A 24914-nucleotide genomic window follows, 5' to 3' on the forward strand; every position below is an offset into this window, starting at 1 on the left:
GGGCTCAGTCGAACGTGGGCGGTTCGGTGCGGGAGCGCTTCAGTTCCCAGAAGTGCGGGTACGACGCGAAGATCACCGACGCGTCCCACAGCTTGCCGGCCTCCTCGCCGCGCGGGATCTTCGACAGCACGGGCCCGAAGAACGCCACACCGTTGACGTGGATCGTCGGGGTGCCCACGTCGTCGCCGACGGCGTCCATGCCCTCGTGGTGGCTCTTGCGCAGCGCCTCGTCGTAGGCGTCGGACTCGGCGGCGTCGGCGAGTTCGGCAGGCAGGCCGGCCTCGGCGAGCGACTCCGTGATCACCTGGGTGAAGTCCTTGTTGTCCTGGTTGTGGATCCGCGTGCCCATCGCCGTGTACAGCGGGGCGAGCACCTCGGGGCCTTTGCTCTGCTCGGCGGCGATGGCGACCCGCACCGGTCCCCACGCCTTCTTCATCATCTCCAGGTACTCCTCGGGCAGGTCCCTGCCCTCGTTGAGCACGGCGAGGCTCATCACATGAAAGTTGACCTCGATGTCGCGGACCTTCTCCACTTCGAGGATCCAGCGCGAGGTGATCCAGCACCACGGGCACAGCGGGTCGAACCAGAAATCGGCGCGGGACTTCTCGGTCATGGGATCTCCTTGTCGAGTCGGTGACAGACGTCAATACGGCTCAACCCATGACGCCCGTCCTGTCTTCCCGGGTTGAGACTAATGTTGACGGGCGTGGCCCTTCCTAATCTGACGCGCGACCAAGCCGCCGAACGCGCCGCCCTGATCACCGTCGACAGCTACCGCGTCACCCTCGATCTGACCGACGGCGACGGTGCGCCGAGCGAGACGACGTTCCGGTCGGTGACGACCGTCGAGTTCGACGCGCTCGCCGGCGCCGACACCTACCTCGACCTCGCCGCCGACACGATCCGCAGCGCGACGCTCAACGGCGCCGACATCGACGTGTCGGGCTACGACGAGTCCACCGGCATCCCGCTGACCGGGCTGGCCAAGCACAACGTCGTCGTCGTCGACGCGGACTGCCGCTACTCCAACACCGGTGAGGGCCTGCACCGCTTTGTCGACCCGGTCGACGACGAGGTGTACCTGTACTCGCAGTTCGAGACCGCTGACGCGAAGCGGATGTTCGCCTGCTTCGATCAGCCCGACCTGAAGGCGGCGTTCGACATCACGGTCACCGCACCCGGGCACTGGGAGGTGATCTCGAACGGCGCCACCACGGACGTCACCTGGGACGGCAAGGCCAAGCAGCACACCTTCAAGGCCACCCCGCGGATGAGCACCTACCTGGTCGCCCTGATCGCCGGCCCGTACGCCCGCTGGGACGACGTCTACTCCGACGACCACGGCGACATCCCGCTGGGGATCTTCTGCCGCAAGTCGCTCGAAGAATTCATGGACGCAGATCGCCTGTTCACCGAGACCAAACAGGGATTCTCCTTCTACCACAACAACTTCGGCACGCCGTACGCATTCGGCAAGTACGACCAGCTGTTCGTGCCGGAGTTCAACGCGGGCGCGATGGAGAACGCGGGAGCGGTGACGTTCCTCGAGGACTACGTGTTCCGCTCCAAAGTCACCCGGTACTCCTACGAGCGCCGCGCCGAGACCGTGCTGCACGAGATGGCCCACATGTGGTTCGGCGACCTCGTCACCATGCAGTGGTGGGATGACCTGTGGCTCAACGAGTCCTTCGCGACCTTCGCGTCGGTGCTCTGCCAGGCCGAGGCCACCGAGTACACGCAGGCGTGGACGACGTTCGCCAACGTGGAGAAGTCGTGGGCCTACCGGCAGGACCAGTTGCCGTCGACCCACCCGGTGGCCGCCGACATCCCGGACCTGCACGCCGTCGAGGTGAACTTCGACGGCATCACCTACGCCAAGGGCGCCAGCGTGCTCAAGCAACTGGTGGCCTACGTCGGGCTGGACGCGTTTCTCGCCGGCCTGCGCGACTACTTCCGCGACCACGCCTTCGGCAACGCGACGTTCGGCGATCTGCTTGGCGCGCTGGAGAAGTCGTCGGGCCGCGACCTGTCGGGCTGGGGTCGGCAGTGGCTCAAGACCACCGGGCTGAACACCCTGCGGCCGGACTTCGACGTCGACGGTGACGGCGCGTTCACCCGGTTCGCGATCGAGCAGGGCGGCGCGAAGCCCGGGGCGGGCGAGACCCGCGTGCACCGGCTGGCCGTCGGCATCTACGACGACGACGCGTCGGGCAAGTTGGTGCGGGTGCACCGCGAGGAGCTCGACGTCGAGGGCGCGACGACGGAGGTGCCGGGGCTGCGCGGAGTGTCGCGCGGCAAGCTGATCCTGGTCAACGACGACGACTTCACGTACTGCTCGCTGCGCCTGGACCCCGACTCCCTGCAGACCGTGCTCGCGCGGATCGCCGACATCGCCGAACCGCTCCCCCGCACGCTCGCGTGGTCGGCGGCCTGGGAGATGACCCGCGACGCCGAACTGCGTGCCCGCGACTTCGTCGCCCTGGTGATGAGCGGCCTGCACGCCGAGTCGGAAGTCGGTGTGGCGCAGCGCCTCCTGCTGCAGGCGCAGACCGCGCTGGGGTCGTACGCCGATCCGCAGTGGGCCGCCGAGAACGGTTGGCCCGCCTTCGGGGACAAGCTGCTCGACCTCGCCGGCGAGGCCGCACCCGGGTCGGACCACCAGCTGGCGTTCGTCAACGCGCTGTGCACGTCGGTGCTCTCCCCGAATCACGTCGCGGTGCTGTCGACGCTCCTCGACAACGAGCCGGCCGCGGTGAACCTGGAGGGACTGGTGGTCGACACCGACCTGCGCTGGCGGGTGGTGACGGCGTTGGCACGCGCGGGCGTGCTGGACGCCGACGGCCCGGAGACGCCGCTGATCGACGCGGAAGCTCAGAACGACCCGACCGCGGCCGGGCGGCGGCATGCCGCGGCAGCGGCCGCGGCGCGCCCGCAGGCAGCGGTGAAGGAGTCGGCCTGGCAGCAGGTGGTCGAGGACGACACGCTGGCCAACATCACCGCGCGGGCGATCATCGGCGGCTTCGTGCAGCCCGGCCAGGGTGAGCTGCTGGCGCCGTTCCGGGACCGCTTCTTCGGCGCGATCTCGGGGGTGTGGGAGCGACGGTCCAGCGAGGTTGCCCAGACCGTGGTGGTCGGGCTGTATCCGTCGTGGGACATCAGCGCCGACGCGCTCGAGGCGGCCGACGGGTTCCTGGCCGACCCGGAGGTGCCGCCGGCGCTGCGCCGGCTGGTGCTCGAGGGCCGCGCCGGCGTGGAGCGCTCGCTGCGGGCGCGGGAGTTCGACGCCCGCTGACCCTCTCCGCGAGCGAGCGTGTGTGCACGCGACACGCCGCTCGCGGGCGGCAGTTCGCGCACGCTCGCGGCGCCCCAGCGCGCTTAAGCTACCGCGGTGGCGGTCAACAGTCGCAGGACCAGAGCGGCGCGCAGGCGCAAACGCCGGGTCGCGGCCGTCGTCAACGACCTCACCGACGCGCAGTGGACGGCGATCAAGGCCGCCTGGAACGGGTGCGCGTACTGCGGAGCAACCACCGGAACGCTGCAGCGCGACTGCGTGATGGCCATCTCGCGCGGCGGCCGCTACACCGTCGACAACGTGGTGCCCGCGTGCGGGGCGTGCAATGCCAGCAAATGCAACGACGAGGTCACCGGCTGGCTGCGCCGCAAGCGACTCGACGAGCGGCTGTTCCTCGAGCGCTACGTGCAGATCCGCGCCGACCTGATCGCCGCGGACGCCGAACGTGCAGTCACGGTAGTCGCCGAGTCGCCGCAGCTACCGTGAGTGCACTCTCGCGAAGGTCAGCGGGGTGAGACGCCGGCCGACAGCACGCGGATGCCGCTGATCAGCCCGTCGATCAGGTTGCCCTCGCGGAACGATGCCGCCGCGGCCGACACCCCCAGCGGGGCCGCCTCTTCGATGCCGCGGCCCTTGACCTGCGAGCCGTAGACCACCTCGATCGCGCGCTGGTTCGGTGACACGGCGAGCAGCACCGCGTTGTCCGGAGTCGGGACCCGGCCCAGGATCGCGCGCGCCGACGCCGCGGTGTCCTCCCCCAGATCGCCGATGTACACCGCGAAGCGCGCCTGGGCCGACCGCGACCCGTACTTCAGCGCGTTGTCGAGGACCACCAGCTGCTTGGTCGGGAACGGGTAGTGCACCGACAGCTCGCCGGGCTCGGTGACCCCGGAGATGCGTCCGCTCGCGGTGACCACCGAGCCGTACGGCAGCTCGGCGAGGTCGTAAGCGCCTGCCCGGGTGATCTCACCACTTGCCACTTGCGCCGCCTCCGATCGTCAGGTGTGAACCGTGGCCACCGTGGCCGTGATCTGCCGGCTCGTCGGCCGCCCACAGGATGGGGTCGTGCGTCCACGTCTCCGCGATGTTGTACGTCGCGGGATGCGGGCTCTTCTTGCGGTAGATGAGCAGCGACAGCACACCGGCCAGAGCCAGCGGTATCACCAAGAAACTCGCGTGCACCAGAGCAGTGTTGTTCACGGGCAAACCGTAACGCACCGGCCGTTCAGGCCGCGCCCTCACCCAGGTATCTGACCCACGCGGGATCGAGTTCCTTGACGCTCGAGAGCAGCCGCCAGTGCTGGCCCTTGGGCGGCATCGGGGTGGCGCGCAGGCTCCAGCCCAGTTCGCTCAGCAGCCGGTCGGCCTTGCGGTGGTTGCAGGGCGAACACGCCGCCACGCAGTTCTCCCACGAGTGGTCGCCGCCCCGGCTGCGGGGAATGACGTGGTCGACGGTGTCGGCCTTGGCCCCGCAGTAGGCGCACCGGAAGCGGTCGCGATGCATGAGCGCCGCCCGCGTCATGGGCACCCGCGCCCGGTACGGAACCCGGACGTAAGTCCGCAGCCGGATCACCGACGGCACCACGATCGTCCTGCTGGCCGAGTGGATCACCGGCCCCATCGGGTCGTCGTGCACGACGTCGGCCTTGCCGCACATCACCATGATCACGGCCCGGCGCATCGGCAGCGCGGTCAGCGGTTCGAACGTCGAATTCAGCAGGAGCACCCGTCGGCGCCCCCAGATCGAGGGCTCGGCCGTCGCGGCGGGGCGGGTGTCGGGTGCGGGCACCACGCTGTGCAGCGCGCGCGCCGTCGTACTGGCTGTCGGCCCGGGAGAGCCCGTCGCGGTCCGGTGGTTCCGGTGGCCGCGTCCGTTCTTGCGCTGCGCCATACGTCCTCCGACCGACAGTCCACCATGGATCCCTTCCGACCGCACGACAATTCTCGTCGTGTTCGCAGGTCAGTCCGATGAACATCTCGTGACCGCACGCCGGGGACAGGTAGCCGATTACTCATGCCGACCCGGCGCGACGCCGTCAGACTGTGCCCATGACCGCCGGGGGAACCAACATCGATGACAGCGACTACGTGCGGTATCGGCCGGCTCTGGCCGTCGTCCCCCCCGGCGAGGAGGAGCTGATCTCCAAGCTGGTCCGCGATCTGCGCACGAACAACCGCTACCAGTTCGCGAAGAGCCGCATGTTCGCGAAGTACCGCAGGCACGGCCGACCCCATGCGATCCGCGACGCGCACGCCAAGAGTTGCGCCGTGCTGCACGGCGAGCTGACCGTGCACGACGCCCTCGACCCGCCGCTAAGGCAGGGCATGTTCGCCCGGCCGGGCGCCACCTTCCCGGTGATCGCCCGGATCTCACAGACCTCGGGGGCGATCCGCTCGGATCAGGTGCGCGGCGTGCGCGGCCTCGGCCTGAAGATTCTCGGGGTGACCGGTGCCAGCGGGGAACGCGCCGACGCACGCTTCGCCGACACGAACCAGGACTTCGTGTTCGTCACCGAGCCGGCGTTCCTGTTCCGCGACGCCGCGGACTACGCCAAGGCCGGGATGCGCACCGCCAGGGCGCTCACCGCACTGCCCGACGGCGGGATGCTGCTGATCAACCGGATGCTGCGGGCCGCGCGCCGGGCCAGGCAGCGGTCCGGCCGCGACCTGCCGGCCAAGCTGCGGGTGTTCGCCGAACCCAACCACCATCCGCTGCGTCAGACGTTCTACACCGCCGCGCCGGTGCGCTTCGGCGACTACGTGGCGAAGCTGCGGGTGGCGCCGACCCCGCAGACCGTTGCCGCGGCGGTTCCGGCGACGATCGAGGACGGCCCGTACGACGCCGCCTCGCGGGCCGTCGTCGCCTACTTCGCGGCCGGGGCCGCCGAATACGAGGTGGCGGCCCAGCTGTGCACCGCGGGCATGCCGATCGAGGACGCCACCGTCGAGTGGTCCGAGGACCGGTCGCCGTACCGGCCGGTGGCGACCCTCCGCTTTCCTGAGCAAACGGGATACGGGGAGGCGCTTCGCGACTTCGCCGACGACGGGCTCACGTTCAATTCGTGGCGGGGCATCGCCGAGCACCGGCCGCTGGGCTCCATCAACCGGCTCAAGTTGCGGGTGTACGAGGCGTCGAGCGAATTCCGGCACTCCCGCAACGGCACCCCCTACGTCGAGCCCGCGGACCTGTCGACGTTCCCGAAATGAGGTCCCCGGCCGTCCGCCGCGGCTAACCCCCGGCCATTAGCGAGAATTGGCGGTCGCCCGCCATTAGACTCCCATGACATGCCGCACGGTTGGCAGTTGCTCGACCGCCCCCGAGAATTCGACGCGGTCCGTTCTGCGCTGACCGGCGCCGGCTCCTACGGCGTGGTGCTGGTCGGCGATGCCGGCGTCGGCAAGACGACGCTGGCGCGCTCGGTCACCGAATCCCTGCGCTCCCAAGTGCACTGGGTGGCCTCCACCGAATCGTCGCGCAGCATCCCGCTCGGGGTGTTCGCCCACCTCGTCGGCGGCAGCTCTTCGCGCGATGCGACGGCACTGCTGGCGTCGGCACGCGAATCGCTTGTCTCACAGGGCAACAGCATTGTCGGAGTGGACGACGCCCACCTGCTCGACGAGTTGTCGGCCACGCTGCTGCACCAGATGGCCGTCGATCAGACCGGCCGCATCCTGGCCACCGTGCGCAGCGGGGAACCGGTGCCCGACGCGGTGACGTCGCTGTGGAAGGACGGCTACCTGCGCCGGATAGAACTCCAGCCGTTCACCAAGCAGCAGAGCGTCCAGCTGGTCGAGTCGGTGATCGGCGGGCGCCTCGAGGGTCTGTCGGCCGACCTGATGTGGGAGTCCTCCGGCGGTAATCCCCTGTTTCTACGGCACCTGGTGGAGGGATCCATCGACGCGGGCACCCTGAAGCGGGTCGACGACGTCTGGCAGCTGCGCGGTCCGACGGCCGTGCCGTCGGGGTTGGTGGCGCTGCTGGAGAGCCGGCTCGAGCATGCCGGCGACACCGTCCTGACCGCACTCAAACTGCTGGCGCTGTGCGAGCCCCTCGACATCGACGCGCTCACCGAACTCGCGGGCGACGCCGCCGTCGACGACGCCGAGATGCGCGGCCTGATCCGCTTCCAGCAGGACGGGCCCGTGCTCAACGCCCGCTTCAGCCACCCGCTGGTCGGCGACGTGGTGCGCAGCAAGGTGGGCCGCGCGGCCGAACGGCGGCTCAAGGGTCAGGTGGTGCAGATCCTGCGCCGGCGCGGACTCGACACCGCGGCCAGCCGGATCCGGATGGCGCAGCTGTCGATCGACAGCGATCAGCCCGTCGACACCGAACTGCTCACCTCGGCGGCCAAGGACGCGATCTACCTGTCCAACCTGCCGCTCGGAGAACGCTTGGCGCGCAGGGCGTTCGAGCGGACGGGCAGCCTCGCCGACGGTGCCCTGCTGTCCCGGGCACTGCTGTGGCAGGGCAAACCCGCCGCCGCCGACGCGATTCTGGCCCAGTTCGCCCCGGCCGACCTCGACGAGGTGCAACTGGTGCAGTGGGGTGTGCCGAGGGCGTCGACGCTGTTCTGGTCGATGAGCGAGGTGGCCGCCGCACACGAGGTGCTCGCGCTGGCCAACGAGCGGGTCCGGCATCCTGCGCTGCGGCTCATCCTGGACGCCACCGAGGCCGCAATGGCCGTGCACGAGAACCGCATCGAGGAGGGCATCGCCGAAGCGCTGCGGGTGCTCGCCGATCCGCAGGCTCCCGATCAGGCCGTCGAGTTCGCCGCATTCGCCGCCGGTCTGGCGATGCCCGTCGCCGGCCGCGGCGACGAGTTCGAACCGATCGCCGCGCGGTGTCGCGCCGAGCAGAAGACCACCGACGGCATGATCCGGGTGATGGTCCGGTACTGCGACGTGCTCGCGCTGACGCACACCGGCCAATTCGACCTGGCCGACAAGAGGGCCGCCGCCTACGCCGACTTCTCGTCGGTCGGTCAGTTCCTCGCCTGGGCCATCGCCAAGATCATGGCCGGCGCGGTCGCCACCGCCCGCGGCGACTTCCCCGAGGTCGTCTCGTCCATCGAGCAGGCCCTCGCCGCGCTGTCGGCGGAGAGCCCGCTGCCGTGGCAACTGCCGGGGCGGCTGCTGCTGGCGCGGGCCTACGCCGCGCTGGGCCGGATCGGTGAGGCCGAGCGCGTCCTCACCGACGCCGCCGAGCACTCGGGTCCGTCGATGGCGCTGCACGAACCTCAGCGACTGATCGCCCGGTCGTGGTACGCGGCCGCGAAGGGGATGGAGCGCAACGCCGTCGAACTGGCGCGCGCCGCGGCGGACAACGCCCACCGGTCCGGGCAGCACGCCTTGGAGGCCGAGGCGCTGCACCACGCGACGCGCTTCGGCGACCGCACCACCGCGGCCCGGCTCGCCGAACTGGCCGGCCTGGTCCACGGAAACCTCGCCGCGCTGTACGCCCGGCATGCCGCGGCCGTCGCCGCAGCGGACGCCGCCGCCCTGGAAGCGGTCAGCGCCGAGTTCGAGCGCGCCGGTCTGCTGCTGTCCGCCGCAGACGCGGCGGCGCAGGCGGCCCCGCTGTACGACGCCGCGGGCGATCGCCGCCGCACCAGCGAGTCCGGCGCCACGGCGCTGCGGCTCGCCGAGGCGTGCGGTGGGGCGACCACCCCGGCGATCCGGACCGCGGCGCGGCCGCTGCCGCTGACGCCGCGGGAACGGGAGATCGCCGAACTGGTGTCGGCGGGGCTGTCCAACCGTGAGGTCGCCGAGCAGCTCACGCTGTCGGTGCGCACGGTCGAGGGGCACGTCTACCGCGCCTGCTTCAAGCTCGACGTCGCCGACCGCGACGAGCTCGCCAGGGTGGTCGGCAAGAAGAGGTGACCGCCGGGTGAGCCCGGCGGGCGTGATGGACCACAATGGTCGGTGATGGATCAACAATCGTTCTATGACGCGGTCGGCGGCCACGAAACGTTCCGCACCATCGTGTCGCGGTTCTATCAGCAGGTGCGCGACGACGAGATCCTGCGGCCGCTGTATCCCGAGGACGAACTCGACGCGGCCGAGGAGCGTCTGCTGTTGTTCCTCGAGCAGTACTGGGGCGGCCCGCGCACCTACTCCGAGCAGCGCGGGCACCCGCGGCTGCGGATGCGCCACGCGCCGTTCCGGATCGGCTATCTCGAGCGCGACGCGTGGCTGCGGTGCATGCACACCGCAGTGGCCGAGATCGACGCCCAGACCCTCGACGACGCGCACCGCCAGGAGTTGATCGCCTACCTGGAGATGGCTGCGCAGTCGATGGTCAACTCGCCGTTCTGAGCGTCGCGAGCGAGGCGTCAGTGCAGCACGACGGCGGGGTTGCCACGCCTGCGGTAGACGCTGCCGAACCGCGCGTCGATGCGCAGCCACGCCGGTGTCGTGCGCACCCGCACCACCTCGTCGGCGGTGTCGGGCACGAAACCCATCGCAGTCAGCGTGAACACACAGCGCATCGGGATGCCGACGGTGTCCAAATCGGTGACGACGTCGACGACGTCCTGGTCGAGCAGCGACGGCGGCGGTCCGTGTGCCCCCGAATGCTCACGGACCAGCGCGGTGCCACGCTGCGCGAGCGCGAACACCTCGCGGGCGGGCACATCGTCGAGGTGGACGAATCCGGCCTCCGGCGGCAGCGCACCCCGCCACGCGGAATCCATCGCGAAGCCGGGGTCGACGTGTCCGTCCGCATCCATGGCCGCCAGCCCGGCCAGCAGGGCGTCGGCCCCGGCGCACAGGTCGGCGGGCCGCAGCCGGCCGCGCACCACCCGGCTCGCGAGCACGTCGAAACCGGTGGACACCCACGCCGCCACCAGTCCCCCGGCGCGCTCCCGTAGCCGCACCACCGCGGACTCGTCGGCGCGGCGAGCGCGTTCGGTGAAGGCGGCGAGGTCGTCGCGGTGGCCGCCGTCGACGTCGAGCCAGATCCCGCGCTCGCTCATCGCGCCCAGTGCTGCAGGTACTCCCGCTGTTTCGCCGAAAGTCGTTGCAGCCGTTGTTCTTCGATGTGCACCGCGGCCAGCTGCGTTTCCGCGACGACCGCCGGGCGGGACTCGGGCGGCGCGCCGACCGACCGCACCTCGTAGCCGATGGTGAAGTCCACCGCCCGGACCCGCTTGGACCACATCGTCACCTGCAACGGCGAGTCGATCAGCCGCAGCTGCGCCTTGTAGGAGATCTGCACCTCGGCGATCAGGAGCCCGATCGTGGTGATCTCCTCACCGAACGGCTCGCGCAGGAACGGGATTCGGGCCTCTTCGAGGATCGTGACCATCGTCGCGTGGTTGATGTGCTGGTACATGTCGATGTCCGACCAGCGCACATGAACCGGCGCCGTGAAGCCCTGAACCGTCACCCGGATGTTCCCGTCCCACTCGTCCTGGTCATGCTGCGGATCTGGCGGGCCGCCACCGACAGCGTCGCCAGGTCGTGCTCACCGCTTTCGTACAGTTCGGTCAACGTCCGGCGGGCGCGAGTGACCCGGTTGGTGTTGGTCATCTCCCACTCGGAGATCTTCTCCTCGCCGTTCTCGTCGGGCTCACCGACGGCCAGCACGTCGAAGCTCAGTGCCCGCAGCGAGCCGTAGATGTCGTCACGAATTGCCAACCGCGCCAACGAATGCCACCGGTCCTCCCGGGAGAGCCGCGACACGGCGGTCAGTAGACCGTCGGTGCCCAGGTGGTCCATCAGTGCGAAGTAGGCATCGGCCACCTCGGCGGGATCGCGGTCGACGATGTCGGCGATGTCGATGACGTCGAGCAGGCTGAACTGGTAGAGCCCCGTCGCGACCTGGTACGCCAGGTCTTCAGACGCGCCCTGGGCGCTGAACTCCCCCGCCTCCTTCAGCACGATCGCCCGGTCGTCCCCGCGCAGCCACTCCGACATCCGTGGGGTCAGTGCGGTCACCTTCTCGGCGAACCGGTTGATCTCGGCGCCCACCGCCAGCGGCTGCGGACGGTAGTTGAGCAGCCAGCGCGATGCGCGGTCGATCAGCCGGCGAAGGTCGAGGGTCATCCGGTCGGTCACCGCGACGGACACCCCGTCGACGCCGGCGGCCCGGATGCGCCGCCACACCTCGCCCACCCCGAAGATCGCGTCGACGGCCACGAAGCTGCGCACCGCGTCGACCGCCGAGACACCGACGTCCTCGGCGACCCGGTAGGCGTAGGAGATGCCCGCGGTGTCGACGACGTCGTTGACGAGCATGGTCGCCACGATCTCGCGACGCAGCTGGTGTGAACGGATCTCGGTGGCGAACCGGTCCCGCAGTGTGGTCGGGAAGTACGACGGCAGCCGGGAGGCGAACACCTCCTGATCGGGCAGATCCCCCGCCAGCAGGTCGTCCTTGAGCGCCAGCTTCACGTGGGCCATCAGGGTCGCCAGCTCCGGAGAGGTCAGCCCGATCCCGGCCTCCGTCCGGCGGCGGATCTCCTTCTCCGAGGGCAGCGCCTCGAGCTCGCGGTTGAGGCCACGCTCGTCGACGAAGTCCTTGATCATCCGGGCGTGCACCGACAGCATGCTCGCCGCGTTCGCGCGGCTGGTGCCCATCAGGTCGTTCTGACTCTCGTTGTCCGCCAGCACGAGTCGGCCGACCTCGTCGGTCATCGACAGCAGCAGGTCGGTCCGGTCCTCGGTGGTGACCTTCCCCGCTGTCACCAGCGAGTCGATCAGGATCTTGATGTTGACCTCGTGGTCGGAGCAGTCGACACCGGCGGAGTTGTCCAGCGCGTCGGTGTTGACGCGCCCGCCGACGAGTTCGAACTCGATGCGGCCCAGCGACGTGACGCCGAGGTTGCCGCCCTCGCCGATCACCTTGGCGCGCACCTGGTTTCCGTTCACCCGCACCGCGTCGTTGGCGCGATCGCCGACGTCGGACTCGGTCTCGGCCTTGACGTAGGTGCCGATGCCGCCGTTGAACAGCAGGTCGGCCGGCGCCTTGAGGATCGCCCGGATCAGGGCGGGCGGCGTCAGCTCGGTGACGTCGTCGTCGATCCCCAGCGCCCTGCGCGCTTCGGCGCTGATCGGGATCGACTTCTGCTCGCGGCTGTAGACGCCGCCGCCGGCGCTGATCAGCGAGGTGTCGTAGTCCTCCCAGCTGGAGCGCGGCAGGTCGAACAACCGCTTGCGCTCCTGCCAGGACGTCGCGGCGTCCGGATCGGGGTCGATGAAGATGTGCCGGTGGTCGAAGGCGGCGAGAAGGCGGATGTGCTGCGAGAGCAGCATGCCGTTGCCGAAGACGTCGCCGCTCATGTCACCGACGCCGACGACGGTGAACTCCTCGCTCTGGGTGTCGATGCCCATCTCGCGGAAGTGCCGCTTCACCGACTCCCAGGCGCCCTTGGCGGTGATGCCCATCGCCTTGTGGTCGTAGCCCACCGACCCGCCGGAGGCGAACGCGTCACCGAGCCAGAAGCCGTAGGACTTGGCGACGTCGTTGGCGATGTCGGAGAAGGTGGCGGTGCCCTTGTCGGCGGCCACGACGAGGTAGGCGTCGTCGCCGTCGCGCCGCACGACGCCCTCGGGGACCACGACCGCGCCGGTGGACATGTCGACGTTGTCGGTGAGATCGAGCAGGCCGGCGATGAACAGCCGGTAGCAGGCCACGCCCTCCTCGCGGGTGGCGTCGCGGTCCACGGCAGGGTCGCCCGTCGGCGCCGGCGGCCTCTTCACCACGAAGCCGCCCTTCGCCCCGACGGGGACGATCACGGCGTTCTTGACCGCCTGCGCCTTGACCAGTCCGAGGATCTCGGTGCGGAAGTCCTCGCGGCGGTCCGACCAGCGCAGCCCGCCGCGCGCCACGAAGCCGAATCGCAGATGCACGCCCTCGACGCGCGGCGAGTAGACGAAGATCTCGAATTTCGGCCGGGGCAGCGGCAATTCGTCGATCAGCTCCGGATTGAGCTTGAGCGACAGCACGTTGCGGGCGCGCGCCGAGTCCGACCGGGTGACGAAGTAGTTGGTGCGCAGGGTGGCCTGGATCATCGAGGCGAATGCCCGCAGCACCCGGTCGGTGTCGAGGCTGACCAGCGCGTCGATGTCGGCGGCCACCGCGGCGGCCGCGGCCTGCGCGTCGCGCCGGGTGGCGTCGCTCTGCTGGTCATCGGTGGGACTGAACAGAGCCTCGAACAGCTCGACCAGCGAGCGTGCCGTTCCGGCGTTGTCGTTGAGGACGTCGGCGATGTGGGACTGGCTGTAGGAGAACCCGGCCTGCTTGAGGTACTTGGCGTAGGCGCGCAGGACGGCGACCTGCTGCCAGGTCAGCCCGGCACGCAGCACGAGTTCGTTGAAGCGGTCGATCTCGGAGTTGCCGTGCCAGATCGCGGTCACGGCGTCGGCGAAGCGCTGCGCGGTGGCCTCGCGCTCGGCGCCGGGCGGGGTGACCGGGATGCCGCGGTGCGGTGACACCTTGAACTGGTAGATCCACACCGGCAGCCCGTCGGGCCGGGTCACCGTGAACGGCCGCTCTTCGAGCACCGTCACCCCCATCGACTGCAGCATCGGCAGCAGCCGGCTCAGCGACGCCGACTGGCCGCCGAGATACCAGATCAGGTTGGAGATGCCGTCGACGGCGGTGCTCTCGGTGTCGTCGAGCACCAGCTTGACGGTGTTGTCGTCGAGCTCCTCGATGATCGCGATGTCGGTGAGGGCGTGCAGCGGCGTGACGGCCTGCTTGTACACCTCGGGGAAGGCCGCGGCGTAGTGCTCCGCGATGCCCTGGTCGATCGACGCCGTACGGACCGCGCCGAGCATCCGGTCGGCCCACGTGCGCGCGGCCTCGGTGAGCAGATCCTGGATGCGGGACTCGTTCGCATCGGACACATCGACGCCCTGGGGGCGGGAACCCTCGGGCAGACGCACCGTGAAATGCACCAGCGCCCATGGCGATTCGCTGACCCGCGCGGAGTAGTCGATGCTGAGACCGCCCAGTTCGCGGACCAGGATGTCCTGCATCTCCAGGCGCACGGCGGTCGTGTAGCGATCACGGGGCAGGTACACCAGGCAGGACACGAAGTGGGCCAGCGGGTCGGCCCGCATGAACAGCAGGGTGCGCCGGCGCGAGCCCAGGTCGACGACGGCCATCGCCATGTCGAGGAGTGCGCGGGCGTTGAGCGCGAACAACTCCGAGCGCGGGATCGTCTGGATGATGTCGAGCAGCAGCTGGCCGGGATGGCTGGGATCGCGGTGCGCCATCGCCAGCGCGTCGTTGACCCGGCGGGAGATCAAGGGGATCTCCTGCACGTTGGCGTTCATCGCCGCCACGGTGAACATGCCGACGAAGCGGTGCTCGATGGCCGCGGAGTCGTCGCCGCCGTCACCGGGCTGCTCACGCACCACCACGATGTGCGGGTATGCGCCGTATCGCAGGAAGCTCGGGATCGTCGCCTGCGCCAGCGCCAGAAGCTCGTCCTTGTTGGTCAGCTGCGGCAGCACATCCTGGCGCAGGCGCAGCACGCCGAGCCGGCTGCCCGCGTCCACGGTGGCCTCCCCGTCACGCACCGGACAGCGCTGATAACCCAGCAGCACGAAGTGCCCGTCGGCCAGCCAGCGCAGCAGCGCCGCGACGTCCTTGCGGTCCGGACTGGGGAACCGGCGACCGGTGTCGCTGTCGAGTTCGGCCGCCAGGCTGCGCAGCATCGCGGCCATGCTCTCCGAGTCCAACGCCACCTGGCGCGCGTCGGCGAGCACCCGCGGCAGCAGCCGCTCGGCCTCGGCGAGGGCGCGCCGGTCCACCGCGCTGGACAGCTGCACGTGCACCCAGATCTCGTCCACGCCGTCGCCGAAGGTGGCCTGCGATGACGGGACGATGTCGAGCAGCTCCCCGCCCGCACCGCGGCGCACGCGGAACATCGGGTTCATGATCGCCTTGTAGGCCACACCGACTCGGTGCAGCAGCACCGTCACCGAGTCCATCAGCATCGACGCGTTGTCGGTGATGACCTGCAGCGCCGGACCGAACCCGCCCGGCTCGTCGGCGCCGTAGACGGCGACCAGGGTCGCGCCCGCCGACCGTTGCCGGCCCAGCCGGTACTGCGCCTCGATCAGCGCCGTACCCGCCGGCGAGCTCTCCGCGGGCCGCCGCAACGGTCCGGTCACGGCGCCCTCGGAGCCCGGGGCGCCGCCGTGCGGACCCCGATAGGTCTCCAGGTATGCGGGAAGCAGGCGGTCGACCACCTCGGGGGTGACGTCCTGCTCGGTTTCCCCGATTGCACCGGGTTTCAACGACATGCGCCGCTCCTACTCACACTGCGTACCGGCCGCCGTTGGCTGCGACCGGCCGCGCTCGGCGGTCGGTCACTTGGTCCGCACGACGAGACTATCCCCGCGTGAGCTTGCGGTGGGTCACCCTGTGCGGACGGGCCGCTTCGGCGCCGAGCCGCTCGATCTTGTTCTCCTCGTAGCCGCCGAAGTTGCCCTCGAACCAGAACCATTTGGCCTCGTTGTCGGTGTCGCCTTCCCAGGCCAGGATGTGCGTGCACGTGCGGTCGAGGAACCAGCGGTCGTGGGAGATGACCACCGCGCAACCGGGGAACTGCTGCAGCGCGTTCTCCAGGGAACTCAGCGTCTCGACGTCCAGGTCGTTGGTGGGCTCGTCGAGCAGCAGCAGGTTCCCGCCCTCTTTGAGCGTGAGCGCCAGGTTCAGCCGGTTGCGCTCACCGCCGGACAGCACGCCCGCGGGCTTCTGCTGGTCGGGTCCCTTGAACCCGAACGCCGACACGTAGGCCCGCGACGGGATCTCGTTCTGGCCGACCTCGATGTAGTCCAGCCCGTCGGAGACGACCTCCCACACCGTTTTCTTCGGGTCGATGCCCGAGCGGCTCTGGTCGACGTAGCTCAGCTTGACCGTCTCGCCGATCCTGACGGTTCCGCTGTCGGGCTGCTCGAGGCCGACGATGGTCTTGAACAGCGTGGTCTTGCCCACGCCGTTGGGCCCGATGACGCCGACGATGCCGTTGCGCGGCAGCGTGAAGGACAGGTCCTTGATCAGCTGCCTGCCGTCGAATCCCTTGTCGAGGTGTTCCACCTCGACGACGACACTGCCCAGCCGCGGGCCGGTCGGGATCTGGATCTCCTCGAAGTCGAGCTTGCGGGTCTTCTCGGCCTCGGCGACCATCTCCTCGTAGCGGCCGAGGCGGGCCTTGTTCTTGGCCTGGCGGGCCTTGGCTCCCGAGCGCACCCACTCCAGTTCGTCCTTGAGCCGCTTCTGCAGCTTGGCGTCTTTGCGCCCCTGCACGGCGATCCGCTCGGCCTTCTTCTCCAGGTACGTGGAGTAGTTGCCTTCGTAGGGGTAGGCGCGGCCGCGGTCGAGTTCGAGGATCCACTCGGCGACGTTGTCGAGGAAGTACCGGTCGTGGGTGACGGCCAGGATCGCGCCCGCGTACTCGGCGAGGTGCTGCTCGAGCCAGAGCACGCTCTCTGCGTCGAGGTGGTTGGTGGGCTCGTCGAGCAGCAGCAGGTCGGGCTTGGACAGCAACAGCTTGCACAGCGCGACCCGGCGCTTCTCGCCACCGGACAGGTGCGTCACCGGCTCGTCGGCGGGCGGGCAGCGCAGCGCGTCCATCGCCTGCTCGAGCTGGCTGTCGATGTCCCACGCGTCGGCGGCGTCGAGCTCCTCCTGCAGCGCGCCCATCTCTTCCATGAGCTCGTCGGAGTAGTCGGTCGCCATCAGTTCGGCGACCTCGTTGTACCGATTGAGCTTGGCTTTGATCGGCACGCCTTCTTCGACGTTCTCGCGGACGGTCTTCGTCTCGTCGAGCTGGGGCTCCTGCATGAGGATGCCGACCGTGGCACCGGGGGCCAGGAACGCGTCGCCGTTGTTGGGCTGGTCCAATCCGGCCATGATCCGCAAGACGCTCGACTTACCGGCCCCGTTGGGGCCGACGACGCCGATCTTCGCGCCCGGAAGGAAGTTCAGGGTGACGTCGTCAAGGATGACCTTGTCGCCGTGCGCCTTGCGGACCTTCCGCATCGTGTAGATGAATTCGGCCATGCCTGTGATGTCGCCTTTCTCCGGTCTTCGCGATCTGCGATAGTCCGGAGCCCATCCTAGGCGTGGCCGCGCCGGCGTTGCCCGGCGCTAGGCGGACAGCGGCAGCCCGACGGTCTCGGCCCCGGCCTGGGGCTCGTCCGGCTCGTCCTCCGCGGCGGCGGTGTCCTCGGTCGAGGCGCCCGCGGCCTGTTCGGGATGCCTGCGCTTGTCGATGCGGGCGATGCACCGCGCCAGGTCTGGCCCGACGTTGGTGGCCCGGATCTCCAGCGAGGACCGCCGGTTGCCGTCGCGGTCCTCGTACTCGCTGGTGTACAGGGTGCCGACGACGATCACCGCATCCCCTTTCCCGAGGCCCGCACCGACGCCGGTGACCAGGCGGCCCCAGCAGTTGACCGTGGCGTACAGCGAGTTGCCCGGCTCCCAGCTTCCGTCCGCGGTGCGCCTGCGCGAGTTGCTCGCGACGCGGAACTTGAACAGCTCCTGGTCGCCGACCCAGCGGCGCTCCGGAGCGGTGACGATCGTGCCGACGATGGCGATGGGGGTCTCGAACATGACGGTTCCTCTTTCTCGTGTGGCTGCGGCCCGGGCACGGCGCCCGGGCCGTCGGTGACACCGCCATTGAGCGCCGCGGCGCCGACAGCGGGGCCGCGGCAGCGCCCGTCGGGCCGCGGCCCTGGGGATGAATCGCGCATTGGGGATGACGGCCGCCTAGGTTGAGCGGGTGACCGCCGACCAGACCTCGCTGCCCGGGGTGCGCGTCCTCACCGGAGCGCACGTGCCGCCCGGGGCTGTCGGCATCACGCCCACCACGGCCGCCGATCGCATCACCGTCCTGGCGCCCGACCTCGTCACGGCCAACCGCGCGATGGCCGTGGTCGCCACGCAGGCCGCGGCGACGGGCTGGCCCGCCGACGTCCGGTTCGCCGCGCCGCCGCGACCCGTGATCGCTGCGCCCGACGCGCTGTCCGACGCCGTGCGGCAGGCGATTCCCGACGCCACGGTGGTCGCGGCGCCCGACGACGGCGGGCGGCTTCCCGACGGGGTCGACGCCGTCCTGGCGACCGCCCGGCCCTGCGGCGACCCGTGCGGCGCTGCGGTGTACACCGCGCACTTCGCGGTGCTGGCCCGCCCGCACGACGACGCGGTCGCGCTGGACGTGGCCGCAGCGCTGACCGGGTGCACGATCGACGATGTCTGGCCGCTCACTGTCGCCGATCCGCAGGAGCTGGTCGTGTTCGGCGCGCACCTGCTCGGCGGCCCGCTGACCCACCAGCTCACCGACCGGGGCGCCCGCTGGGCCGGCGAGGTGACGACCGCCCCGCGCTACCGGATGACGGTGCTGCCGTCGACGCCGGCCAAACCGGCGGTCAGCCGTGTCCCCGACGGCACGGCCGGAGCGGCGCTATACGGGCAGCGGTGGCTGATGTCGGCGGCGGCGCTGGGGCGGTTCCTCGCGGCGCTGCCGGCACCGATGCAGCTGGGCAAGGTCGAGTTCGCCGACGGCTCGTGGCGGACCGCGTTCAGCTGCGACGCCGCCGCGGCCGGCGGAACCGACATCAGCGGATACGGCGGCTGGCCCACCGCGATCGCGGCCGGCGCGGTGCCGGGGTGCGGCTAGCCGCCTGCGCGGTCCCGGCGCGCCAACTCGGCGAGCATCGCGTTGTAGGCGGCCAGGTCGGCGTCGTCGTCGCGGTCGGCGGCGCGGTCGAGCCGGCGCGCGGTCCGGTCGTCGCTGCGGCGCCACTGCACGAACAGCGCGATCAGCACCACGACCAGCGGCACCTCGCCCGCGGCCCACGCGATCGCGCCGCCCAGGCGCTGATCCCCGAGCAGGTCGGTGTGCCACGGCAGGGCCAGCGAGCGGTAGAAGTCACCGCCGATCGCGGTGTTGGTGCCCATCAGCACGACACCGAAGAACGCGTGCAGCGGAAGTGACGCGAACACCATGCCCAGCTTGGCGATCGGTGGCAGCGGCCGCGGCGTCGGGTCGATGCCGATCACCACCCAGTAGAAGAGGTAGCCGCTGAGCAGGAAGTGCAGGTTCATCGCGAGGTGCGCGGCGTGACTGCCGACCACGGCGTCGAAGATGCCGCCGAAGTACAGGCCGTAGAACCCGACGATGAACAGGGCGGTGGCGACGAACGGATTGGTCAGCACCCGGGAGAACCGCGAATGCAGTGCGGCCAGCAGCCATTCCCGCGGGCCGGGCGGCTCGTTGCGGCCGGCGGTCGGCAACGCGCGCAGCGCCAGCGTCATCGGGGCGCCGAGCACCAGCAGGATCGGCGCCAGCATCGACAGCAGCATGTGGGCGATCATGTGCATGCTGAACATCGCCGGCATGTAGCGGCCGATCCCCGACGACGTCGCCAGCAGCAACACCAGACACCCGAGCAGCCACGCCACGACGCGCCCGATGGGCCACGCGTCGCCGCGACGGCGCAACCGGTGTACCGCAGCGAGGTACACGACGGCGAACACCAGAGCCGCGGTACCGAACACCAGGTCGAACCGCCAGTCGAACAGCAGCCGCGCCGCCGTCGGCGGACCGTCCAGGTCGTAGCCGATCTCGACGGCGGGGATCGACAGGTCGACAGAGCGCGGTGGCGGTGGCGGGGTACGTCCGAGCGCGACGGCGATGCCGAAGGTCAACCCGAAGACGACCGCCTCGACGAGCGCCAGCCGGATCAGCGCTGCGCGCGCGTTCGCATCGTCGGCCAGCGCGGCGATCCCGCTGCGCCGCTGCCGCCACCCCAGGAACCCGAGCGTGACCAGGGCGACGATCTTGGCGAGCACCAGCCACCCGTATCGCGTCTGCACCAGGTCCTCCGGCCGCATCCGCACGAGCGCGTTGAGGACGCCACTGAGCACCATCGCCACGAAGCACCACAGCGCCACCGCCGAGAACCGGCGCGCCGCCAGGTACCCGTGTTCGCCGCCCCGCAGCGCATGCGCCAGCAGGGCCAGCAGTCCCCCGGCCCACACCGCACCGGCGATCAGGTGCACGAGAAGGCTGTTGGTCGCGATGTCGTGCGCGCCGCCGGAGGACGAGTGACCGGTGAGCGCGAGCGGCAGCAGCGTCGCCAGGGACCCGGCGAACAGCACCGGCGTCCACGACCACCGCAGCACCGGGATGCTCACCACAGTCACCACCGCGGCGAACAGCGCCGTCCACCGCCAGGCTCCCGCGATGTCGATGAGGTCGGCGACCGACCAGATGTCGCCGGGACTCAGCCGCGACGACAGGGGCTGCCCGCTGATGTCGGAGACGGTGAGCGGCACCATCAGCACAGCGCAGACGGTCCAGATCCCCGCGGCCGCCGTGCCGGTGCGCAGCGCCCGATAGCCCGCGACGTCGAGCACGCCGTTGGCCTGCGGCGGCACCATGAACGCCGCGAAGAGGAGCGAACCGGTGGCGATCACCGCGGCCAGCTCACCGGCCGCCTTGACGAACGGCAACCCGTGGGTGGTGACCGGTCCGGGGTCGGGCAGTCCGGTCGCGGTCAGCGCCTCGGCCAGCGACAGCGCGGACAGCCCGGCCGCGGTCAGCCCGGCGAGCACGGCGACGCCGTAGAGCAGTGGCCACACCGATGCCCTGCGCACGCCAACCGTGGCGGGTCGGCCGGTGAGAGTCATCCCTCCAGCGTATGACCTCTGCGGGCGGAGCTCCTCAGACCGTCGGCTTGCGCAGCTCGCGACGACTGCGCTCCCGCGCGACGAACTGCCTGCGGGCCGTCCGGTCGACGGTGTTCATGTCGGCCAGGATGCCCCGCAGTTCGCCGCGGAAGTTCCTGCGCCGGTCCTCGAGGTCCGCGGCGGGTTCGAGCAGATGCTGGTCGGCCGCGACCTGCCGCGCGGTGGTGAACAGCAGCGCCGACACCGACTCGTTGCTCTGCACCCGACCCTGCGCGACGTACTGCCTGCCCAGCCCGAGCGCCTTGGCCGTCAGATCCTTCTCGGAGATGTCGGCCGGTGCGTCGAGAAGGGCATCCGCGACGATCTGATAGGCCTCGAAGAACGGCCGCAGCAGCGGGCCGGCGATCGTCGGGCGTTTGGCCCGCAGCAGCGCGTCGAGCCGGTCACCGCCGGCGGCGACGTCGCTCTCCCAGTCCTCGTGCCAGGACATCTCCTCGGCGACATGCGCGCGGAAGGCCGCCGAGTCGGCGAAGTAGAACTCGAACTTGAGCAGGTCGCGCAGCCGCATCACCTGGCTCCAGAACGCGTCCAGCCGATCGCTGTCCGTGCGAGCGGCATAGGCGAGGGCGAGCTCGACCAACGAGGTCTCCAGGAACGCGTCGATCAGTGAGTTCCGGTAGAAGGCCGCCTCGAGCTCGTCCTGCGGCGCGATGTACCAGACGGTCTCGCGGCCGCCGTCGACGCGGGTGACCGGGTGTCCACCCGACAGCGCGTCCAGCGCGGCGCGGACGCCGTCGGGGGTGCGTAACCGCAACGCGCTGTTGGTCATCGGGGTCTGCTTGCGCTCGAGGTAGTCCAGCGAGTCCTGCAGGGTGTGGTGCAACTGGTCCAGTGTCAGCGCGACCCCGCGGGTGGACAGCAGCAGCGCCGAGACGAGCCCTGTCGCGTTCACCGGCGTCACCTGCACGATGCGCCACGCCACCTCGAACGCCATCTTCTGCAGCGCAAGGCGTTTGGCCGCCTCGTCGGTGGTCATCGGGCCGTGCGGCTCGCCGAGGTACTCCCGCATCGACACCGCCTGCGGGAACCGGACGTAGATCTTGCCGTAGTTGCGCTCGCCCTGGGCGCGGATGTAGTTGACCAGCCAGGACAACCCCTCCGGGGTCTTCTCGCCGCCTCGGGCGTACGAGGCGTACTCGGCGGTCTCGTGCAGCTGGTCGAAGCTGATCGACACCGGCTGCAGCAGGATGTCGTCGCTGCGGCCGTCGAGGTAGGCGTCGGCGACGTAGGCGAGCAGACCGAGCTTGGGCGGCAACATCTTTCCGGTGCGCGACCGGGTGCCCTCGATCGCCCACGACAGGTTGAACCGCTTCTCGACGATGTAGCCGACGAACTGGCGCAGCACGAACTTGTACAACGGGTCGTCGAGCTTGCGGCGCAGGAAGATCACGCCGGAGCGCCGCATCAGCGGCCCCATGGCGCCGAACGACAGGTTGATGCCGGCGAACGTGTGCACCGGGGGTAGCCGGTTCTCCTGCATCGCGACGGGCACGATGACCCCGTCGAGGTAGGACCGGTGGGAGAACAGCAGGACGGCCGGGTGGGCTTCCAGCGCATGGCGCATCGCCTCGACCTCGGTGCGGTCGTAGTCGATGTTGGGGTCGAAGCCGCGGCTGAAGATGGCCCGGCCCAGCGACGGGATCAGGTCGACGGAGAACCGGCTCCAGCCGGTGCCGAGTTCGTCGAGCATCTCGCCGGCCTGCTCGACGGTGGCGCCGGGGATCTTCTCCAGGCCCTCCCGGAAGCGGGCCGAGGAGAGCACCTCGGGTTTGATCAGCCGCGGGGACTTGTACTCCGGACCGAGCAGCCGCAGCTCCACCCTCTCGATCGCCAGGATCGCCCGGCGTAGTACGAATCGGGCGAATTCCCTGGGGTTTTCGGCGGTGGTGTTGTCGCTCCAGTACTGCCGCAGTTCGGACACCTTGGCGGGTTCGCCGGCGACGACGCGGGCGCGCGAGGGGTCGCGTTTGAGAATGCTGTGCTGCAGGATCTTCGGCGGGCAGTACGTGTCACGCCCCGAGATGAGCGCGACCACCTTCGAGCGCGTCGGCAGTCCACCGGGCACCCAGAACACGCGCACCGGGACGACGGAGCGGTCGTCGTCGGCGTCGAGCATCTCCACCAGCTGAGCCAGCACCCCCGGCGGCGGGTCATCGTCGGCCGGCAGTCTGAGGACCTCGATCTTGGAGTCGGGGTGTTCGTCCCGCTGCCGGTGCAGCCAGTCGCTGAGCAGCTCCTCCTCGGCCGGTGACGACACCGAGGCGAGCACGAGGGTGTCGTCGACCGCGGTGAAGGCGGTGATGTCGTCGGCGCGGACTTTCATGGCCGGCCCTTCGCGGGCGCCTTCTTGGCCGCGGTCGTCTTCTTGGGGGCGGCCTTCTTGGCGGCGGCTTTCTTCGCCGGTGTCTTCTTCGCGGCCTTCTTGGCCGGGGCCTTCGCCGCCTTCGTGCGCTTGTACAAGTCGGGCTCCGGCAGGGTGTCCTGCGGCCAGTCCTTGAGGGTGTCGAGGTAGAGCTGCCGCACCTCGGCGATGCGCTCGTCGAGGTTGTCGTGCGTCCAGCCGTCGACCGGAATCGGCGGGTAGACAACGACATCCACGGTCCCGGGATTGAACGTGCTGGAGTCGCGCGCGGCGATCACCTCCGCGTTGCGGATGACGATCGGCACGATCGGGATGCCCACCGACATCGCGATCCGGAACGGGCCCTTCTTGAACTCGCCGACCTCGGTGGTGTCCAGCCGGGTGCCTTCGGGGGCGATCAGGATCGACAGGCCCTTGCGCGCCAGGTCCTCGACCTTCTTCAACCCCTCGACGGCCTTGCGCGGATCGTCACGGTCGATGAAGGCGGCGTCCATGATCTTGCCCATCGTGCCGACGATGGGGTCGTTCTCGAGTTCCTTCTTGCCGACCGAGGTGAAATTGTCACTGACGAGCCTGCCAGCGATGAGCGGGTCGGCCTGGTTGCGGTGGTTGAAGATGAACACGGCGGGGCGTTGCGCGGTCAGGTTCTCCTCGCCGAGCACGTTCAGGTTGATCCCGATGGTGTTGAGCAGGGTCCTGCCGAACACCGAGGTGAAGAAGTTCACCCCGCTGCGCCGGTTGCGCGCCAGCAGCCCCACCCCGAGCGCGCCCCACGCCACCGGCACCATCGTCGCGATCCCGGCCGCGGTGCGCAGCTGCGACACCGGGCTCGCCCCGCTGCGACTGCTGAAGCGCAGGATGGGCCAGCCGCGCTTGGCGGCGACCGCGGCCATCTTGCCCGCGGGATTGGTCGGCCGGGGATTGCCGACGAGGTACATCAGCGCGACGTCCTCGTCGCCGTCGGCGTAGAAGTAGCTCTGCGACAGGTCGACGCTGTTGGCGGCGGCGAACTCCTGCACCGCGCGGGCCTTGCCCGGCCCCCAGATGATGGGCCGCTCCACCTCGCCGGTGATCAGTCCGTTCTCGTCGGTCTCGAACTTGTTGCTCAGCACGTTGTCGATCCCCAAGAAGCGAGCGACGGGTTCGACCTGGACGGTCAGCGCGGAGGAACTGAGGACGACGGTGTGGCCGCGGGCCATGTGCGCGCGGACCAGTTGACGCATCTCCGGATAGATGCGACCGACGATCTTCTGCACGAACAGCCGCTCGGCGAGTTCGTCGATGTCGTCCACCGAGTTGCCGCGCAGCATCCGGGCGCCCTTGCCGATGAGGTCCTCGAATTCCGAGCGCCCCAGCTGATGGTTGAGGCCGGCCTGCACCATGCCGATGAACTCACCGACGGACATCTGCCGGCGCCGCAACCGGTCCTGCGTCATGACGACGCCGGTGAATCCGGCGACCAGAGTGCCGTCGAGGTCGAAGAACGCCCCGACCTGGGGACCCTCCGGGCTGGCCTCGATCTCGGCGACCGACCCGGGGAGACGCAT

18 protein-coding genes are annotated in these 24914 nt (G+C 70.0%); 6 read left to right on the plus strand and 12 right to left on the minus strand.

Going from position 1 to position 24914, the window contains the following annotated elements:
* Positions 1-4 precede the first annotated feature (4 nt).
* Positions 5-613: a mycothiol-dependent nitroreductase Rv2466c family protein gene (locus MCHLDSM_RS28440; protein ID WP_048473173.1), complete on the minus strand. Its 609-nt coding sequence runs from the start codon at positions 611-613 to the stop codon at positions 5-7.
* Positions 614-706: 93 nt separating this feature from the next.
* Here MCHLDSM_RS28440 and pepN point away from each other — a divergent pair, with 93 nt between their 5' ends.
* Entirely contained in the window at positions 707-3292 is a 2586-nt protein-coding gene (gene pepN / locus MCHLDSM_RS28445; protein ID WP_048473383.1) for an aminopeptidase N, read from the plus strand.
* 96 nt (positions 3293-3388) lie between these two features.
* On the plus strand, positions 3389-3778 hold the full coding sequence (locus MCHLDSM_RS28450; protein WP_048473174.1) for an HNH endonuclease: 390 nt from the start codon (positions 3389-3391) through the stop codon (positions 3776-3778).
* 17 nt (positions 3779-3795) lie between these two features.
* On the opposite strand, the gene MCHLDSM_RS28455 is transcribed toward MCHLDSM_RS28450, so the two are convergent.
* The 3 genes from MCHLDSM_RS28455 to MCHLDSM_RS28465 are packed head-to-tail and all read right to left on the minus strand — an operon-like array spanning position 3796 to position 5183.
* The gene (locus MCHLDSM_RS28455; RefSeq protein ID WP_048417758.1) at positions 3796-4272 is read right to left on the minus strand and encodes a DUF5130 domain-containing protein; all 477 of its coding nucleotides are present in this window, start codon (positions 4270-4272) and stop codon (positions 3796-3798) included.
* Positions 4259-4492: an aa3-type cytochrome oxidase subunit CtaJ gene (gene ctaJ, locus MCHLDSM_RS28460; protein WP_231508425.1), complete on the minus strand. Its 234-nt coding sequence runs from the start codon at positions 4490-4492 to the stop codon at positions 4259-4261. The genes MCHLDSM_RS28455 and ctaJ overlap by 14 nt, the downstream gene beginning before the upstream one ends.
* Before the next feature lie 25 nt (positions 4493-4517).
* On the minus strand, positions 4518-5183 hold the full coding sequence (locus MCHLDSM_RS28465; protein WP_048473175.1) for an HNH endonuclease: 666 nt from the start codon (positions 5181-5183) through the stop codon (positions 4518-4520).
* Between the two features lie 158 nt (positions 5184-5341).
* Here MCHLDSM_RS28465 and MCHLDSM_RS28470 point away from each other — a divergent pair, with 158 nt between their 5' ends.
* The 3 genes from MCHLDSM_RS28470 to MCHLDSM_RS28480 all read left to right on the plus strand — a co-directional run bounded on the left by MCHLDSM_RS28470 (position 5342) and on the right by MCHLDSM_RS28480 (position 9607).
* Positions 5342-6499: a catalase family protein gene (locus tag MCHLDSM_RS28470; RefSeq protein ID WP_048473176.1), complete on the plus strand. Its 1158-nt coding sequence runs from the start codon at positions 5342-5344 to the stop codon at positions 6497-6499.
* Positions 6500-6577: 78 nt separating this feature from the next.
* Entirely contained in the window at positions 6578-9172 is a 2595-nt protein-coding gene (locus MCHLDSM_RS28475; protein ID WP_048473177.1) for a helix-turn-helix transcriptional regulator, read from the plus strand.
* A 45-nt stretch (positions 9173-9217) separates the two neighbouring features.
* The gene (locus MCHLDSM_RS28480) at positions 9218-9607 is read left to right on the plus strand and encodes a globin (protein ID WP_048417754.1); all 390 of its coding nucleotides are present in this window, start codon (positions 9218-9220) and stop codon (positions 9605-9607) included.
* Positions 9608-9624: 17 nt separating this feature from the next.
* Here MCHLDSM_RS28480 and MCHLDSM_RS28485 read toward each other — a convergent pair whose 3' ends face one another.
* The 5 genes from MCHLDSM_RS28485 to MCHLDSM_RS28505 all read right to left on the minus strand — a co-directional run bounded on the left by MCHLDSM_RS28485 (position 9625) and on the right by MCHLDSM_RS28505 (position 17864).
* Entirely contained in the window at positions 9625-10266 is a 642-nt protein-coding gene (locus tag MCHLDSM_RS28485) for a DUF8185 domain-containing protein (protein WP_048473178.1), read from the minus strand.
* Positions 10263-10625 carry an acyl-CoA thioesterase gene (locus MCHLDSM_RS28490; RefSeq protein ID WP_407661903.1) on the minus strand — a complete coding sequence of 121 codons (363 nt, stop codon included), beginning with the start codon at positions 10623-10625 and terminating at the stop codon, positions 10263-10265. The genes MCHLDSM_RS28485 and MCHLDSM_RS28490 overlap by 4 nt, the downstream gene beginning before the upstream one ends.
* A gap of 50 nt (positions 10626-10675) precedes the next feature.
* The gene (locus MCHLDSM_RS28495) at positions 10676-15550 is read right to left on the minus strand and encodes an NAD-glutamate dehydrogenase (protein ID WP_048473180.1); all 4875 of its coding nucleotides are present in this window, start codon (positions 15548-15550) and stop codon (positions 10676-10678) included.
* Between the two features lie 88 nt (positions 15551-15638).
* Positions 15639-17312, minus strand: coding sequence for an energy-dependent translational throttle protein EttA (gene ettA / locus MCHLDSM_RS28500; RefSeq protein WP_048417750.1), 1674 nt, complete (start codon positions 17310-17312; stop codon positions 15639-15641).
* Positions 17313-17399: 87 nt separating this feature from the next.
* Positions 17400-17864, minus strand: coding sequence for a single-stranded DNA-binding protein (locus MCHLDSM_RS28505; RefSeq protein WP_048473181.1), 465 nt, complete (start codon positions 17862-17864; stop codon positions 17400-17402).
* 169 nt (positions 17865-18033) lie between these two features.
* Between MCHLDSM_RS28505 and MCHLDSM_RS28510 the strand changes: the two genes are divergently transcribed.
* The gene (locus MCHLDSM_RS28510) at positions 18034-18930 is read left to right on the plus strand and encodes an allophanate hydrolase-related protein (RefSeq protein WP_053083116.1); all 897 of its coding nucleotides are present in this window, start codon (positions 18034-18036) and stop codon (positions 18928-18930) included.
* On the opposite strand, the gene MCHLDSM_RS28515 is transcribed toward MCHLDSM_RS28510, so the two are convergent.
* Genes MCHLDSM_RS28515 through MCHLDSM_RS28525 form a run of 3 tightly spaced genes read right to left on the minus strand, consistent with a single transcriptional unit; the run spans position 18927 to position 24914 of the window.
* Positions 18927-20945, minus strand: a complete 2019-nt coding sequence (locus MCHLDSM_RS28515; protein ID WP_048473182.1) for a bifunctional copper resistance protein CopD/cytochrome c oxidase assembly protein — start codon at positions 20943-20945, stop codon at positions 18927-18929. The genes MCHLDSM_RS28510 and MCHLDSM_RS28515 overlap by 4 nt on opposite strands.
* A gap of 34 nt (positions 20946-20979) precedes the next feature.
* Positions 20980-23328 (minus strand): glycerol-3-phosphate 1-O-acyltransferase, encoded by a 2349-nt coding sequence (locus tag MCHLDSM_RS28520; protein ID WP_048473183.1) that lies wholly within the window; start codon positions 23326-23328, stop codon positions 20980-20982.
* A complete protein-coding gene (locus MCHLDSM_RS28525) occupies positions 23325-24914 on the minus strand; it encodes an HAD-IB family hydrolase/lysophospholipid acyltransferase family protein (protein WP_048473184.1) in 1590 nt (529 codons plus the stop codon). The genes MCHLDSM_RS28520 and MCHLDSM_RS28525 overlap by 4 nt, the downstream gene beginning before the upstream one ends.

It is taken from the genome of Mycolicibacterium chlorophenolicum (assembly GCF_001044235.1).
Taxonomy (GTDB): domain Bacteria; phylum Actinomycetota; class Actinomycetes; order Mycobacteriales; family Mycobacteriaceae; genus Mycobacterium; species Mycobacterium chlorophenolicum.